This is a genomic window from Oleiphilus messinensis, from assembly GCF_002162375.1.
Classification (GTDB): domain Bacteria; phylum Pseudomonadota; class Gammaproteobacteria; order Pseudomonadales; family Oleiphilaceae; genus Oleiphilus; species Oleiphilus messinensis.
Window position 1 is genome coordinate 5,629,730 of sequence record NZ_CP021425.1, and the last position, 15,730, is coordinate 5,645,459.

Below are 15,730 nucleotides of genomic sequence, written 5' to 3' on the forward strand. Positions count from 1 at the left end.
AGGGCTAGCGACGGTCATACACCGCGATAAGCTGTCGGCTAAGCGCAATCAGTGTGCCATCGCTATGATAGATTCTGGCAACAGTGTGGGCATATCCATGATGGGCTTGTTCGACCACAGCATCATAATAGAGCCAGTCATCCGCCAATACTTCAGACTGCAACAGGGACAAAGGCTGACAAATCTCCATACTCCAGCTTACGCTGGCACTCGGGCAGGGCTTCGCGAGCAATTGCAAAACGACGGGGGGCCAGCTGTCGACGATAGCCAACAAATGGGGGTCACGAACAGCGCCTGTCAGATTCCTGAGCCGAACCCAGCCAGCCAGTTCAGTTGACTTACTTTTGGTAAACGGCAATCCACCACGATTAACCCGCATTTCCACATGCTCGATGAATTCCGGCGTAATACCCGGAATAAAGGGTATCAGCGTCCCCTCCCCCGGCTTGCCCAGTTCAACTTTTGACGCCTCGACTTCGATATCCGAAGCACGCTCAATACCGTAACAAGCAGTCAATTGGGTGACCACGTTACCCGCTTGAATAGCCTGGCTGTTCAGCTGGCTAATGGATTTACCTTTTGATAAAACCTGACGCGCTAACTGAAAGGGCTCATTGATCAGTAATGGCCCACAAAAGTTGACGCTAATCGAGCGCAACAAATTCGAAGCCTCCACTTCCGATGCAAGGTTTTCCAACAACAGCGCCGCGACCAGACCACCAAAGGTCGTTCGACCCTGCCCCCAGCCGGGGCGAATCGACTGCAATTCACCCTGACGGACTTGCGCCAAATACTCATCAATTAACATGGAAACCTCCAAAAAACATTATCGCGGCAGGCTCGACAGACTGAATTCAAGCAGCAATCCGAGCAATCGTTACCCAAACGGCACGAAACTATATACAAACCGGAAAATGTTTACAATGAATACATAAAATTCACCCCCTCAACGCAACCCAATTATTCAGCAAAAAAACGCGCTACATTCTCCCAGACTTCAGGCTGCCGCACGATTGCTCTATGACCAAATCCGGTTGTGGATACAAAGGTGGCATCCGACCAGTTTTTGTATATCAGCTTGGAATCCTGAAACGGAACTTCCCGGTCCTCCGTATCATGAATAATCAATGCTTTCGTACTTGAAGTACGCACGCGCTCTGCGATATCCAGATCACTGGCTGGAACGCCTACCTGCTCCTCGATCAATTGAATAAAGCGTCGGGTTGCGCCTTTGGGCAAACCTATAAATCCCGCAAACCGGTGTAATACCGATACTATCGAAGACGGGCTGGAGATCAAAACAGCTTTGTTACAGTTCAGCCCTTCGGATAGCGCAATTCCCAGAGCACTTCCCCCCATGGAATGGCCAACTATCCCGTTAAATGGGCCCAGATGTTCCACCACAGCTTTAATTGCCCGGGCAAACATCACGGGATTGGCCTGCTTCCCTATAGAATGACCATGGGCCGGAGCGTCCATCGCGTAAACCTCAAAACCCTTATGCAGAAGTGGATCAACAAATCCTGCCAACTGCGTTGCACGGCTTTCCCAACCGTGAACCAACAGAATTTTGGGTGCCGGTTTAGCGACTTTTTCCGATGGCTCATCCGTGGGACGCCAATGGATTACGCTAATCCCACTGTCCAGTATTTCTCGCCGCCCTTGCGCTTCTTTGACCTCCTCCCAGTCCCGCAATGGGTGTTTACGCGGCGTCAAAAACAGGTCTCTCGCTCTTATTGCTGTCGAAGTTGGGGTTAACAACCCCAGTACGGTGTTTTTACTTCGAAACATTTGCATTGCCATGTTCATAATGACTTTCCTCTGTTTTCTGTTTACCAATCGTTCTTTAACAAGAACACATTTAAAAGCATCCAAGGGCTAACCCGAGGTCAGCGTCCGATTCTGGTGAATTTCAAAAGCCCAATTCAAAGCCGACTAAAATACGATCACGCTCGGAAAACTGGCCATACAACCCCTGCCTGGAACCGTAGAAGACATCTGCACCCGCCCAAATTTTCAGCTCACTGAGCAATTCGTGACTCACCTTTGGTCGAATCAGGCCATCATTGTTATTGATAGAATGCAGGGCCAGGATCTCCGCTCTCCAGGTTTGGTTCACGAAATCGCTGCGCACGAGAAAACTGAAGGTCTGATCAAATTGATCTCGCACAGTGGTGTCCCGATAGTTAAACAAATACCGCTGGAACCACTGGGCACTGATCAGGGTATCTGACACCCCCTGCCAATCCAGCCCAAGAACAGAAGACAGCTCAGGGTGTTTATTAATACCGCCAGTTGCGCTTCTGGTCGCCGTCAAATATCGATCTGTGCGATAGCCCACTTCGGCTCTTAACGTGAAATCGCCCAATGCATTGCTGGCTGAGCCACCGATAAGATGATTGCGCTTATACTCAGGTGAGATCAGGATCTGATTACGCTGAATTTGCTGAAACCAGACGGGCACGTCCTGATAGTGATATAAATAATTCAGGGTCAGATCCCAACCTGCAGTGAAGGTGGAAAAACGTAAGCCCAATTCACTGTCTTCAAGGAGGTGTCCCGGTTTATCTGGCTCAGACAGACGAATCTGTCTTTGCTCACCGGGTGCAGGTACCGGAACCTCTTCAGGCGTCGTAACCTGGAAAGGCGTCCCCGGCTCCGCCAATTCATGGTAGGTCGTGTCAGGAATCCACAGCACTTGAAGCGTACTATCCTCTCCAATCGGGAAGATCACATTCGTCATCCAGGTCGGAATACGCGCGTCTTCAAACTCATCCAGGATAAATTCACGGTACCGCTGCGGGTTCACCACATCCAATACTTTCAGGCCATCCGCTTGCCCCCACACCACTTGCTGTTTACCCAACCGCCATTCCATATCCGGCAAGAACTTATGACTATATAGCGCTCCATCCACAAACCACTCCCGAATACCCAATTCAAATCGCTTATTCTGGTAGGCAGGTGCGGTGGCGCCAGAATAGGCAAAGGGCATGTGCGTTGCAGGCCCCAGATTGCCTACACCATCGGCTCGCACTCGCAGGCGAAGGGTCCAGCGCTGCTTCAGCCAGTTACCCTGCCATTGTGGCTCGATCTGGGCTTCAAATTTCTGGCTCTTTCCCTGATCCATATCGATGGCCCACTCCTGTTCCCAGGTCGCACTGAAATCGACATCACCAAGATCAACTGCGGACACCGACGAAACACAACCAAGCAAACCTATCCCGCAGGCAAAGCCTGAAACACCAGACCGAACAACAAGATTCCGGATAGCTGAAAACATCACCTTAAAATCCTTTTTTCATTGCACGTTTGGTAAAGACCTGATCAAGAACCGGAGTTTGATAATCAACCTCACGGACTTGGAATACCGTGCTGTGTCCAGTCTTAAGATTTTTTATGGTGAGTTTGTGACGCGTCCAAATACCATCAACTAAACGAATATCTTCAGCGGCAAGGGTTTTCAACGGATTCCCTTTCGGATCCCAATATTCTCCTGCAAAAACAACCCAGTTACGGCTATCAACCCAGAACTGGTATCGGCCATACCCCAACTCGTCGGCAATGGCTTCAGAACGAGGTTTTGCTTCAACCAGATAGGCCGGTTGACCGGAATGGTCTTTCTGTTGCAGCGTTGTGAAGTAATAATCCCCCGCTTCAATCTTGCGCTCTTTTTTGATGTCTTCGTAAGTGAAGTCTGTCCCGAGGAAGTAATCACCCCGGTCCGATGCCGAAATACGTCGCACCTTACGCAGCGCCGGCAGGTAAAGCCACTGGTCATCATCCAGCTCCGCGTTCGGGTAGTCATAGGTCAAAAATGCGGTGCCTTTAACATTGGCAGGCTCGCTGTAATACAAAATGGTGCGTTTCTCATCACCAAAATACTTACGATACCCCAATGTCTCACGTTCTCTGGTTTTACCCCGGCTGTCCACCAAGGTCATCGAGAGCCGTTGGGTCACGTACTCACCATCATCTTGCTGATTGATCTGAGCAACGATCCAGTCACCTTTGGGTAATTCATCTGCATGGCCTGGCGATGACCAAGTCAGCACACCAAGAAATATCACGGCCACGAGCACAGAAGCTGTGGTTGCCCAACGGGCCTGATTCGATTGTGGCGCAAACTCGACACGAATAAATTGTGGCCGAAAAACCTTAATCAGCGCAGGTAACAGCGTCATACTGGCGATGAAACTGGTGGTAACCGACAACGCAACGATAGTGCCGAAGTTGTTCAAAGGAACGACCTGACTGGAGATCAAAACACCAAAGCCACAGGCAATTGCCAGGAAGTTAAAAAACAGTGCACGCCCGGTAGATGGAAACAGAGCATCCAGTGCGGCATCCAGGTGACCTTCGTGCAGTCGGTACAAGGCCCGCAAGCGGTCAATCGTGTGAATGGCAAAATCAACACCGAGCCCGATAGCCACCGAAGCAAACATCGAGGTACCAATACCAAGATCGATATCAAGGTATACCATCGCGGAGTAAACCAACAGAATAGAGCTCACCACTGGCAACATGGCGTACAGACCGGCAACAGGTGAACGGAATAACAGACTCGCAACCAGCCAGACCAGAAATAACGCCAGCCCCAACCCGGCGACATGACTTGCCCCCAGATCTTTGATCCAGTGATAGTTCAGATTCACCCGACCACTTAAATTTGCAGAGATCGAATCAGTATTGAATTCCTCGGAAATGTAGTGTTGCAATGCCTCGACAACCGGTTTCGTTTCCTGAAAGTGGCCATCATTTAGCGTTACCCTGACATTAGCGAGCCGGTAGTCATAATCAATCTCTTCCTGAAAATCCGTAGGATTGCCGGAAGCAGAATAGAGTAAAAAATATTGTGCCGTGAGATCTTTCGAGTCGGGCAGCGTATAGGCATCCGAAGCCCCCTCATTTAAAGCTCGATTCATCTGTTTGAGATAATCGACAATGGATGTGCTGCCGGTAACATGGGGAAGGGTTTCAGCGAAGCGTTGCAAAGCCTCGATACGACTCAGATTTTCCGGATCAAAAAGATCTTCTGCAGTTGGCGTTTCAATCACAATATTCAAATTGTTTGAGCCATCAAGATGGTTATTGATCGCCTGATCTGCAGCAACAATGGCTTCCGATGGATGGAAGGTTCCGATACGGTTTTCATCAACTTGTAACTGGCTGGCAGAGTAGGCTCCAAAAGCCATCAAGACGACAAAAAGAGTGATGGTCAATGGTGCAAAGCGGACACTGATTCGCCCCAGAAACTGCATCAGCTGACTAAACAGATCCGGCTTGTTTTCCTGATGTGCGCGAATAAAAGAGCGGCTCGCGGAGGGCTGAAGCAAAGCCAGTGTCGCCGGTAAAAATACCATGGAGAAAAACCAGGCGATGCAAACACCCAACGCGGTGAACAAACCAAAGTAGATAAACGGAGGCATGGTTGAAGCAAAATACAATCCCAGAAAGCCTGCAGCCGTGGTCAGTGTCGTCAACGTCACGGGGCGCCACATTTCGACCATGGTTTCAACGACAAGCCCTTTTCGGTTGGCTTCCGGGGAACGTGCCTGAAGCTCGAAATAATGGCTATAGACATGAATCGCATCCGCGACAGAGATACCAATCAATATAACCGGCATGGCATTGGTAATCACAAAAAACGGCGTACCGTTCGCGGCCATAATTCCCAACGTCATCAACACCGACGCCGCGATAATGACATTGCCAATCAGCCCTGGGCTCAGGCGTCGGAATGCAAAAATAATAATCAGCGTGATAATCACACCCGCCAGCGGATTAAGGCGCTGCGCATCCTGATCAATGTAGCTGCCGAGGTACCCGGCGATTGCCCCTTCCCCGGCAACATGTAATTGCTCACCAGACTTGATCGGAGCCTGTTCAACCAAATCCAGAATCTGGCTATAGGTGGCTTCTACATCCGTATCATCGATGATTTCAGCGACAATGAGCGTTGCATTGTCGGTCTCGGAAACCAGAGTTCCCAGATATAATGGAAAATCGTGTATCGCGTTGCGCAATGCCTGCAACTGCTCCGGTGTTGATGGGATGGGATCCAAAAATGGATTAACCTCCATCCCTTCTTCCGTGCCAACAATATTGCTTTCTGTGGCCAGGCTGACAACACGATCAGCATCAACGTTGGGCAAGGCGCTGATTTTCTCCGTCAACCAGCTCACAAGGGAGAGTGTTTCTGCATTATAAATACCCTGTGGATCCTCGGTTACAACCGCAACTACCATTGGATCACTCAGGCCAAACAACGCTTTAACTTTATCACGGTAAACCAGTGCGGGATTATCTGCAGCCAGGAAGGCGTCGGACCGGGTGTCTTTCACCAGCCCCGGCAAGAAACTTACAGCCCCGACGAAAAGCAATAGACTCATCACAATTAATGTCTTGGCGTAGCGAACAATAAAGCGGAAAATCTGCTCCGGCAGTACAGTTTCAGAATCAGGCATTTTAATTACCTCTCAATCTCGCAATTTTGATGCGTATACATGTATTAGAACCAAAGAAAAGCGCACACATAAATGCATACGCATGTAATAAACTCAATAAATCAGCGCTTCAACTCCACGACCGCGTGTGTCAGCTTCAGCAATTCATTTTTAATATCATGCCCCAAACGCTTTGATACGAATTTCTGTGCATCATTCCAGCACACTTCTGCCGCTTTGAATAACGCTCGACCCGACTCGGTCAAAGCCAGTAACTTCTGCCTTCGGTCAACCCCGGGCCTGACTTCGATGAACCCGTCCCGAATCAATGGTTTAACCCCCCGGGACAAGGTAGTTTGATCCAAAATCAGAATATCCTGCAATTGCGAGTTGGTGGTTTCACGCAGCAAATAGATGGCCCGCAATATGGAATATTGACTGGTCTTTATGCCACAACTGGCCAGATAATGGTCGTAAATCTGACTCATCACCCGGTTTGCTTTACGCAACTCCAGGTTAAGGCAGGGTTCGATTTTGAATGTTTTTTCATCAGTCATGGCTTTGAATTATACATGCATATGCATTTATGTCAACAAACAACGCCGAAACTATCTGCTAGAAATTTAATGGCCATAGCGCTGCACAATGTCGTGGTAGACAGGATCACCCCTGAGGGCTTCCAGAGCCATTTGCCAGCGTTCCAATTCGCGCACAGCTGTAGACTTGGAAAATGCAAGGTACAGTTTTGAGTCGTAGACTTTCACGCCTGTGTTTTCGATCCTTGTACAATCAATTTCAAGCTTGCTGCATGTAGGCTTCAATCCCCATTCGCCCGCCGCAATCAAATCGGCTCTTCCGGCAACCAGCATCAGATAAATCATCGCTTCATCACGGGTTAAAAAAAGGTTCTTAAAACCCTCTCGATCCAGCAGTGAGTGGGCAAAATAGTTCTGACGCACTGCGATACTTTCAACCCTGCGGGCATCATCAAATGAGCGGAGATCAACATTGGAGCCTTTTTGCTTGTAAAAATAAGTTGCATTGTCCAGCAGCGGACCAACCCAGTGGAACAAGTGCTCACGGGCTTCACTCCGCCCGACGCCGATCAATATTCGATCCGGTAACGTTTGTGTTTCCCAGTAGGCCCGATCCCAAGGGAGCACTTCGATATTGTCAACATGATCAACGCGCTTCAAAAGCGCGCGCATCAAATCGACACAAACACCCCGAAGTGACCCGTCTTCGGCATAGAAGCTAAAAGGTTCGAGGTTTTCGGTCATCACTTTGAATTCAGCGCGACTGGCCGTGGCAACAGCAATACAGGAAATGAGCCAAAAACAACTGCATGAAATGCAGAGCCTAACAAACGGAGAGAAGCGTTTCATACTTTTGGCCCATTGAACGTCAATACCTTAAAAATAGCAGACTATTGCACAACTTCCCGCCAAACCCCTTCGCCATTCCACACCTCCGCCGCATTCTGAATACTTGCTATTCGCGCCTTGTGCTCAGGTTCTGCCAGATCGGAAATTTCATAGATCAACCCACCCTGCTTATTTTCTGTGGAAAAATAAATAAGGTTCACTCCGGATGCGGGGATGGTGCACTCTTGAGCAATGAGCAAACCTTGCGCCAATAGTTCCGTTCGCTTTTCTCGCAGCTCCTCGCGGGTCACCCAGGCAGAAACGTGCTGTAAGCCTTGCCCCTCACTGCTTGAAAACTCCTGAAAGATACTGGGAACATCGTCATGTTGCTCAATTAATTCAATTTGCAAATTGCCTGAATTAGCCAGGGCAATCGATACACTGGGAGAAGGTGATACCCTGCCACGATAGATAAACGGCTCAAAAGTGATGTTGCGCTTGATAAAAAAAGGACCGATACCTAACGTTTCCCCCCAATACTGCATTGCCTGATTGATATCTCTCACCACAAAGGCAATTTGCCTAATCTCCCCAAAACGCTGACTCATTGTGTCGCACTCCTTTTCGTCCAGTTTTAATCGAGCCTGTTATCCATCAAGTACTTCCCTATTCTGCCGTAGCCCGAAGTATTACCACAATAATCATCGACTTGTTTTTACAATTTTTGGGTATGGTTTATTGAAATCGATATGCCAAGCCCCCATTTACTGACCATCGGTCACCTCAATTCGAGCCATGCGAAGGAGCTCCGGCGTGAATACAAGCTCTCCAGTTCAGAACAGCCAATCAAACTCATCCCAATGGACTGCCATTGTCTCTTCAGCAGGCTTTCTCGCGCCCTATCGACTCCCGGTCGCCTACGCCTTGCTCGCATTGCTATTTACAGCGGGTATAACGCTGTCGATTGGCCAGGGTGTCCGCTTGATGATCGACCAGGGCTTTGCTACCGCATCACCCGACCTGCTTGGGTATTACGTTTCTATATTTATGGTGCTCGTGGTCGCATTGGCCGTCGGGACTTTTACCCGATACTACTGGGTTACCTGGATTGGTGAACGGGTTGTCGCTGATATTCGAAAAACAGTATTCAATCACTTGATCAACCTGCACCCGGGCTTCTACGACAGTAACCGCGGGCTCGAAATTCAATCCCGCCTCACCGCTGATACGACCTTACTACAAGCTGTAATCGGCTCATCTGTTTCCGTCGCCTTGAGAAACATTATTATGATGATCGGTGGCGTGATCTGGCTGTTCATTACCAATGCCAAATTGACTGGCATTGTGATGGTTTCCGTCCCCTTCGTGATCGCCCCTATACTGATTTTTGGCCGCCGCGTGAGGGGCCTCTCCCGACAAACTCAGGATCGGGTTGCGGACGTTGGCTCTTACGTCGGTGAAGTGCTGACTCAAATTAAAACCGTGCAGGCCTACAATCATCAAGCGCAGGACATTAAACAATTTCATCACCATGTTGATGCAACGTTTGCGGTGGCCAAACAAAGAATCGTGCAACGCGCATTACTCATCAGCATTGTCATCATTCTGGTATTGGGTGCGGTTGGTATGATGCTGTGGATCGGCGGAATGGACGTTATCGAGGGCAGCATTACCGGTGGCGAACTGGCGGCCTTTGTGTTTTACAGTATATTAGTCGGGGCAGCAGTCGGCTCTATCAGTGAGGTAATTGGAGAGTTGCAACGCGCAGCCGGTGCCGCAGAACGGATCGTAGAACTACTGAACGCGCGCAGTGAAATTCAAGCTCCCGCCTCTCCTACAGTCTTACCCCCGAAAATTGAAGGCAATATTGACCTGCATGAAATCACCTTTGCCTACCCGAGTAGGCCAGAAGTCAACGCCATAGATCAATTATCTCTGCAAGTGAAACCCGGCGAAACACTCGCACTGGTCGGTCCATCCGGTGCTGGCAAGTCCACACTTTTTGATCTTCTACTGCGTTTCTTTGATCCACAATCCGGGCAGATTCGCCTGGAAAATACCCCTATTCAAAGTCTCGATCCAGAGATACTGCGCAGTTGCTTCGCTTTGGTCTCACAAACTCCCACGCTGTTCTATGGCACCATTGCAGATAATCTGCGTTACGGAAGTCCTACCGCAACAGACGAGGCCATGATCGAAGCCGCCAAAGCCGCCAATGCCCATGATTTTATTGCGGCACTCCCCAACGGTTACCAAACCCGTCTGGGCGATGCCGGACTGGGTTTATCGGGAGGCCAGAAACAACGCCTGGCCATTGCCCGCGCCATTCTCAGCGACGCCCCTATCCTGCTTTTAGATGAAGCGACCAGTGCTCTGGATGCCCACAGTGAGTATTTAGTCCAACAGGCTCTCGAACGCCTTATGGCGGGCAAAACCACGTTGGTGATTGCCCATAGACTGGCCACCGTAAAAAATGCAGATCGCATCGCCGTGCTAAACCATGGCAAGCTGGAAGCCATTGGAACCCACGCCCAACTTCAGGAAAGCTCCCCACTGTATGCCCGACTCGCGAAGTTGCAGTTTGAGACGGAAGTTCCAATAAATTAAACAGACTCAGTGGTGAGCAAACAGGATTTATCTATCACCCCGTCATCCCACCACTCCGATGCCAGTATTAAATCAACGCTTGCATCGGCATCGAAGGTTATCTCCAGCGTTAAAGACCGGGACAACGATAGAAGGTACTCTGTAAACAACTTTTTGAGTGGCTCCGAGACACTCGGGTAAACGTCATACGCAACCAGTTTACATTCAGAAGTCAACGCGATCAGCTGCCGTGCGAGGACACGACCTTTCTCATCTCGCGCGAAAACAACTTGCTTGTTGACATCAAGCATGACCGCACTTGCAGAATAGGAACAAATCCCCCCAAGACTCAAACATGAGCCAACATACTGACCAAGTTTGAGTACTTCCAACGGATTTTGCTCCGTCGTGAGCGTTACCTCAACACTGCGTTCATTATCCAGTTGAATAGCCTCAGAAATGACGACTCCGATCCGCCACCGCTCAACCTCCAGATCAGGATAATTCGCTATCCATCTCTGGCTGAGAGGGTGCAACCAAAGGTAATCACTATTACCTTGACTATAGGCTTTTAGAAAACGCCTGAATGCGGTTCGATTGCCATCGGATTCAGGCAGGAGCTTGAGAGCGAAGAGAAAATCCTTATGGCTAGCGAGGCATCCTGTCATGGCTCGCCCGAGATGAACATGAATAAACTCTGTCAACGAGCTGAGAAGAACAATGATCCAATCATCCGTGATACGTTCATAGTGGCGTTGCAATTGAGCATCACTCAGTATTCTGTCCCCTGTCAGGTGGGCTTTCACCGCTTTTGGCAGAAACGCAGAGTGCGTTTCGGGCAATAGATGCTTCAGCTCATTCGCAACCGCTTTCAGGGAGGTAGATTCAGATTTAAAACACGGACTTTTAATGCGTATCCACTCATTCACAACCTGACGTTGCGTTTCCCACTGCAAACAGCCCAAATTGTGAGCACAGGAATATAGCCTTTTCGTGTATCTGTTAATTGAAACGGCTACAAGCTCGGGCCAGGTATCAGCCAGAGCCCCCATACCCCAAGCGAATAAATTCGTGTCATCGTGTCGTTTACAGAGCTTGCTGAAGGTGATCAGCGTGGTATCGCTTATTTCTGGACAGTTTTTGACTCTCGCCAAATTCCACAAAACACGCCCCAGTAAAAGGTTCGGCGAAAAAGGGGATTTTCTGTAGCGTTGAACCACACATAAGGTCTCCTTCCAGGAGACCAGAATTTCACCAAGACTCTTGTCATCCGAGAACAATACATTCAGGTCAGCTATCGTGCCCTGGATGTATTCCACCTCAATTGTGCCGAGCATTTGGACTAATTCTTCGAGGTGGATCGCACTCTTCACATACCACGCCTTCGCAAAAGGTGCTTCCCGATAGGCGGCAAACTGGATCAAAAATACCAAAGCCGCTTCGACAACGGTGTTAGGCCAATCGGATTGCAGGAGCGCATCCAGATACGCATCCAATTTCAGAGTCGATCCGCATAGCTTCCATAGGCCCGGCAGAATAAAACCGGCATCAGATTGATCATATTCAAGCTTGAATAACGTCACCCAGGTGTCTGAAATCGGGGCCTCACTGTATGCCCCATAAAAAGTACGCCAGGGTGAAAATTCGAGATGAATATCCAGACCAAGACATAAATAGTCCTGGTCACATCCGGAACTCAGAAAATCAAGGACATTTTGGATCGAGGCTTCCAAAACATCAGCCTGAAGCCGAGTCAAACGCTCCAGTAACCTGGGTTCAGCAACCGGTGGAATCGACTCAAATCTGTTCAAAACCCGCATGAATAAATGGTATTCGACCACCGGGAGATAGCCAATTGCAGAACACCAATCTACAACCCGATTACCGCTGATGAACCGATTTTTCTTTAACAGATGAGCGACAGGCTCGCACCAGCCCAATGTATTATCGCGACATAATTGGTCGAGCAACAACATTCGATCCGGATCAACAGTGTCACACCACCATAAAAGTTCATTCTTGAAATTTTCACAAAATACACCACCGACATCCCCGGCCCCGGCATACTTGCTGTAAATCATTGGGTGCCATACAGCCAGAAAGACGTCACTGGGCGGGGTTAACCAAACCTCTCGCCAGGAGAAATTCGTCCCCAGAATGGTGTTTATTTCGCGCTCCGCACTTGCCAGAAACATCCAATTCAGAGCAAGCAGGTGTTGACACAATTTTCTATTGTCCATCGCGGCATACAAATTCCCCACGACCTGATCTTTTAACTTGGGAGGACGATATTTGGTCCCCCTGTATCCGCGGGGACGGGCCGCGGACCGCTTCGGTGGTTTGGGCCCAGGCTGCAAAGAGACGGTATCGCTTGCACAAGGATCAGCCGGGTCTGGCAAGGTTAAAATCTGCAGCAACAGCACATCACTCAGGGCTTGACCATCAAACTCGCCGACTTTTTGCAATCGGTGAAAGGCGCACATTATCGCATCACGGTAAGGGATTGGCTCACCATAATACTCCGATAATGACACGGGATTGCCATCGACAGGATACACCCGGATGGCTTCCGAGGATCGGCGAAGCAAAGGACTCGAAACTTTAAACCTTGTCTGCATAGTTCAACTTTCAACACTCTGTGATGATCTTTTGAAAACAATCTGCGTGGCCTTCTGGTGTTGTTTGATTTTACACCAACAAGAGCAACTTCCGGATTGTGCCTGGTCACCATTTCATCTTAAGCTTGCCAATATCATCTACCCTGCGCGAGAAACCTTAAATGCCAGATATTCATGTCCAAACTCTAGAGACCCCGATTGGTGAACTTTTGCTGGGCACGTTCGAGGGCAAACTATGCTTGTGCGATTGGCGCTATCGCAAAATGCGCAGTGCGGTTGATAACCGTATTCAGACGCTTTTAAAAGCGCAATATCAAACTACAACAGACAGCACCATCAAACAGGCCGAGCAGGAATTGAGTGAGTACTTTGCCGGAGAACGAACTCACTTTACCATCCCGCTCTTATTCGCTGGGAGCGAATTTCAACAACGCGTTTGGCAGGCTTTGCTCAATGTCGAATATGGCCAAACCACAACTTATGGCGCACTGGCCAAAGATCTTGAGCAACCGAAAGCTGTTCGGGCAGTCGCCAGTGCCAATGGCGCAAATGCACTATCGATTATCGTCCCCTGCCATCGCGTCATCGGAAGTGATGGCAGTCTGGTGGGTTATGCGGGAGGCATTAAAGCCAAGGAAAAACTGCTAAAACTCGAGAATAGTCTATTGTTTTAACACCCAATGAAATTCTGAGTGTGTCATCAACTTCGCAGTAGAAATCGATCCGTACAAAGCGTAATCAAACCTACAGCGTGTATTGTGTGCGCTCATTCACTTGGAAAAAACCGACGGGTCGGATATCCTACCCGGCATTTCAAAACGCTTGTCCACATTTTGTACTCTGCACAATTGAATGTACTGGGTACAAATGAGCACAATTTGTTCGAACTATTGCACACGTGATAAACAGCTTGAGCTGTGTGGTAGACCGAGGCAAGCCTTATCGATTCCCATTTTGTTCCAGGTAGCGGCTTATATTGTGAATATCGATGTCATTCTCTCTCATCCTGATTTATGGAAATACATAAGTATCCCCATTGTGGCGGGTCTGGTTGGTTGGAGTACCAACTGGCTTGCCGTCAAATTAATGTTTGTGCCTTTAGAGTTTAAAGGTTACAAACCATTCTTTCTCGGCTGGCAGGGCGTTATTCCCTCAAAAGCAGAAAAAATGGCAAAAGTGATTGTCGATAAAGGCCTGCAATCACTGGCGACCGTGTCAGAGGTATACAACCAGATCGATCGCAGCGCGCTGTCGGAACAAATCGTCAAGATGATGGATCCACGCATTGAAGAATATGTCGATGATTTGATGAATCAGGACAATGCCGCCTTATGGGAAAAAGTCCCGGATGCATTCAAGCGCCGAATTTATGAGAACGTTCGAAAGCAAATGCCGATTATTACGGACAAAATGCTGGAAGACATTGGGGACAAAATTGATGATATGTTTGACCTCGAAGATATGGTTGTGTCGATACTAACCAAGAACAAGGAGCTACTGAACCGGATATTTCTTGAGGCCGGGAAAGCCGAGTTCAAATTTATTGTTTCCTCCGGTATGTACTTCGGCGCTGCATTCGGCCTGTTACAAATGGCGCTGTGGATTTTCACACAAAACTGGTGGATTTTGCCTTTATTTGGTTTGATCGTCGGGTACGCAACGAATGCCATTGCATTGAAAATTATCTTCAAACCCCTGCACCCAGTACACTTCGGGCCTTACACCATTCAGGGACTGTTCCTGAAGCGGCAATCCGAGGTGGCGCGCGTACTCTGTCGCATTACTACCGAAGAAGTCATCACCATCAATAACATTCTTTATTCGATGTTAACGGGCCCCAAGTCAGAGCGCACCAAACGCCTGATTCAAACCCAGGTCCGAAAAGCCATCGATGAAACAACCAGCTGGGGCTCGCTGGGGATCGGCACACCCATCACGAGAGCATTTATCGGGACGCAATCCTATATCGATCTCAAAGCACAGGCTGCCGAGCTCGCCCTGAATACTGCTGAAAGCGAATTAATGCACAACAAAGCCTTCAGCGAAGGACAGTCGGAAATTATTTTCGAACTCCTGCGCAGCCGCATGGAGGAACTCTCAACCGAAGAATTCCAGGATGTCATTCGACCCGCATTCCAAGAGGATGAATGGAAACTCATCATTCTCGGTGCACTGTTAGGACTTGCAGCAGGCTTCGCACAGCTCTTCGGAATGTTTGGCGGAATCATGTAGTTCCGAGTAGTGCAATTTAGCAGCATAAACCGGAAGATATCACTCGAGTCCCGATTTATGCTGCTCAAAAGGCCCAGACCAACCTTGCTCCACTATCCTCTTCCATTGAAATCGATTCGCTATTGCACCAAATCGTTAATCCGCTGGTTATAGCGATTGCGTTCCTTTTCATTGAGCTTTTCAAGTACACGTCTATCACCAAACAGACGACGAAATCCTTGCGTAACCCTGTGGGGCTCAGGGCAACCTAGCAATAAATGATCAATTTGATTGAACATTATTTGAACGTTTAAGTTGAAAAATACTCAGTCACAAGCCATTTTGAATGGAATCCAATAGATTATTCAATGCTCCTCGGAGAGCAACAAGCCCTTTTGCTTTGAGTCGTTCTTGTATGATCGTGAATTGATCTCAACACGATCAAATTGATCATTTATTGCTAGGTTGCCCTGTCCAGGGGCTTTAACAGTTAACGAAATACTTG

Annotated in this window: 11 protein-coding genes; 3 read left to right on the forward strand and 8 right to left on the reverse strand. The window is 48.8% G+C overall.

Going from position 1 to position 15,730, the window contains the following annotated elements:
- Window positions 1-4: 4 nt before the first annotated feature.
- The 7 genes from OLMES_RS24380 to OLMES_RS24410 all read right to left on the reverse strand — a co-directional run bounded on the left by OLMES_RS24380 (window position 5) and on the right by OLMES_RS24410 (window position 8,418).
- The gene (locus OLMES_RS24380; RefSeq protein WP_087463645.1) at window positions 5-808 is read right to left on the reverse strand and encodes an acyl-CoA thioesterase; all 804 of its coding nucleotides are present in this window, start codon (window positions 806-808) and stop codon (window positions 5-7) included.
- A gap of 152 nt (window positions 809-960) precedes the next feature.
- The gene (locus OLMES_RS24385) at window positions 961-1,809 is read right to left on the reverse strand and encodes an alpha/beta hydrolase (RefSeq protein WP_087463646.1); all 849 of its coding nucleotides are present in this window, start codon (window positions 1,807-1,809) and stop codon (window positions 961-963) included.
- A gap of 103 nt (window positions 1,810-1,912) precedes the next feature.
- A complete protein-coding gene (locus tag OLMES_RS24390; protein WP_087463647.1) occupies window positions 1,913-3,283 on the reverse strand; it encodes a DUF1302 family protein in 1,371 nt (456 codons plus the stop codon).
- A gap of 4 nt (window positions 3,284-3,287) precedes the next feature.
- Window positions 3,288-6,467, reverse strand: coding sequence for an outer membrane lipoprotein-sorting protein (locus OLMES_RS24395; protein WP_087463648.1), 3,180 nt, complete (start codon window positions 6,465-6,467; stop codon window positions 3,288-3,290).
- Window positions 6,468-6,568: 101 nt separating this feature from the next.
- Entirely contained in the window at window positions 6,569-7,003 is a 435-nt protein-coding gene (locus OLMES_RS24400; RefSeq protein ID WP_087463649.1) for a MarR family winged helix-turn-helix transcriptional regulator, read from the reverse strand.
- 66 nt (window positions 7,004-7,069) lie between these two features.
- Complete coding sequence (locus OLMES_RS24405) at window positions 7,070-7,726, reverse strand: substrate-binding periplasmic protein (RefSeq protein WP_232465384.1); 657 nt, start codon at window positions 7,724-7,726, stop codon at window positions 7,070-7,072.
- Window positions 7,727-7,872: 146 nt separating this feature from the next.
- On the reverse strand, window positions 7,873-8,418 hold the full coding sequence (locus OLMES_RS24410; RefSeq protein ID WP_087463651.1) for a VOC family protein: 546 nt from the start codon (window positions 8,416-8,418) through the stop codon (window positions 7,873-7,875).
- Window positions 8,419-8,623: 205 nt separating this feature from the next.
- Between OLMES_RS24410 and OLMES_RS24415 the strand changes: the two genes are divergently transcribed.
- Complete coding sequence (locus OLMES_RS24415; RefSeq protein WP_232465197.1) at window positions 8,624-10,417, forward strand: ABC transporter transmembrane domain-containing protein; 1,794 nt, start codon at window positions 8,624-8,626, stop codon at window positions 10,415-10,417.
- Here OLMES_RS24415 and OLMES_RS24420 read toward each other — a convergent pair.
- Window positions 10,414-13,014, reverse strand: a complete 2,601-nt coding sequence (locus tag OLMES_RS24420; protein WP_087463653.1) for a hypothetical protein — start codon at window positions 13,012-13,014, stop codon at window positions 10,414-10,416. The genes OLMES_RS24415 and OLMES_RS24420 overlap by 4 nt on opposite strands.
- A 161-nt stretch (window positions 13,015-13,175) precedes the next feature.
- Here OLMES_RS24420 and OLMES_RS24425 point away from each other — a divergent pair, with 161 nt between their 5' ends.
- Both OLMES_RS24425 and OLMES_RS24430 read left to right on the forward strand, forming a co-directional pair.
- A complete protein-coding gene (locus OLMES_RS24425; protein WP_087463654.1) occupies window positions 13,176-13,688 on the forward strand; it encodes a methylated-DNA--[protein]-cysteine S-methyltransferase in 513 nt (170 codons plus the stop codon).
- 193 nt (window positions 13,689-13,881) lie between these two features.
- Entirely contained in the window at window positions 13,882-15,246 is a 1,365-nt protein-coding gene (locus tag OLMES_RS24430) for a DUF445 domain-containing protein (protein WP_232465198.1), read from the forward strand.
- Window positions 15,247-15,730 lie beyond the last annotated feature (484 nt).

What these genes read in the sequence shown, in the direction of transcription:
- OLMES_RS24430 (WP_232465198.1), top strand. Translation starts at nt 13,882, where the DNA reads ATGAGCACAATTTGTTCGAACTATTGCACACGTGATAAACAGCTTGAG.
- OLMES_RS24410 (WP_087463651.1), bottom strand. Translation starts at nt 8,418, where the DNA reads ATGAGTCAGCGTTTTGGGGAGATTAGGCAAATTGCCTTTGTGGTGAGA.
- OLMES_RS24420 (WP_087463653.1), bottom strand. Translation starts at nt 13,014, where the DNA reads ATGCAGACAAGGTTTAAAGTTTCGAGTCCTTTGCTTCGCCGATCCTCG.
- OLMES_RS24390 (WP_087463647.1), bottom strand. Translation starts at nt 3,283, where the DNA reads ATGTTTTCAGCTATCCGGAATCTTGTTGTTCGGTCTGGTGTTTCAGGC.
- OLMES_RS24395 (WP_087463648.1), bottom strand. Translation starts at nt 6,467, where the DNA reads ATGCCTGATTCTGAAACTGTACTGCCGGAGCAGATTTTCCGCTTTATT.
- OLMES_RS24405 (WP_232465384.1), bottom strand. Translation starts at nt 7,726, where the DNA reads ATGACCGAAAACCTCGAACCTTTTAGCTTCTATGCCGAAGACGGGTCA.
- OLMES_RS24425 (WP_087463654.1), top strand. Translation starts at nt 13,176, where the DNA reads ATGCCAGATATTCATGTCCAAACTCTAGAGACCCCGATTGGTGAACTT.
- OLMES_RS24385 (WP_087463646.1), bottom strand. Translation starts at nt 1,809, where the DNA reads ATGAACATGGCAATGCAAATGTTTCGAAGTAAAAACACCGTACTGGGG.
- OLMES_RS24380 (WP_087463645.1), bottom strand. Translation starts at nt 808, where the DNA reads ATGTTAATTGATGAGTATTTGGCGCAAGTCCGTCAGGGTGAATTGCAG.
- OLMES_RS24400 (WP_087463649.1), bottom strand. Translation starts at nt 7,003, where the DNA reads ATGACTGATGAAAAAACATTCAAAATCGAACCCTGCCTTAACCTGGAG.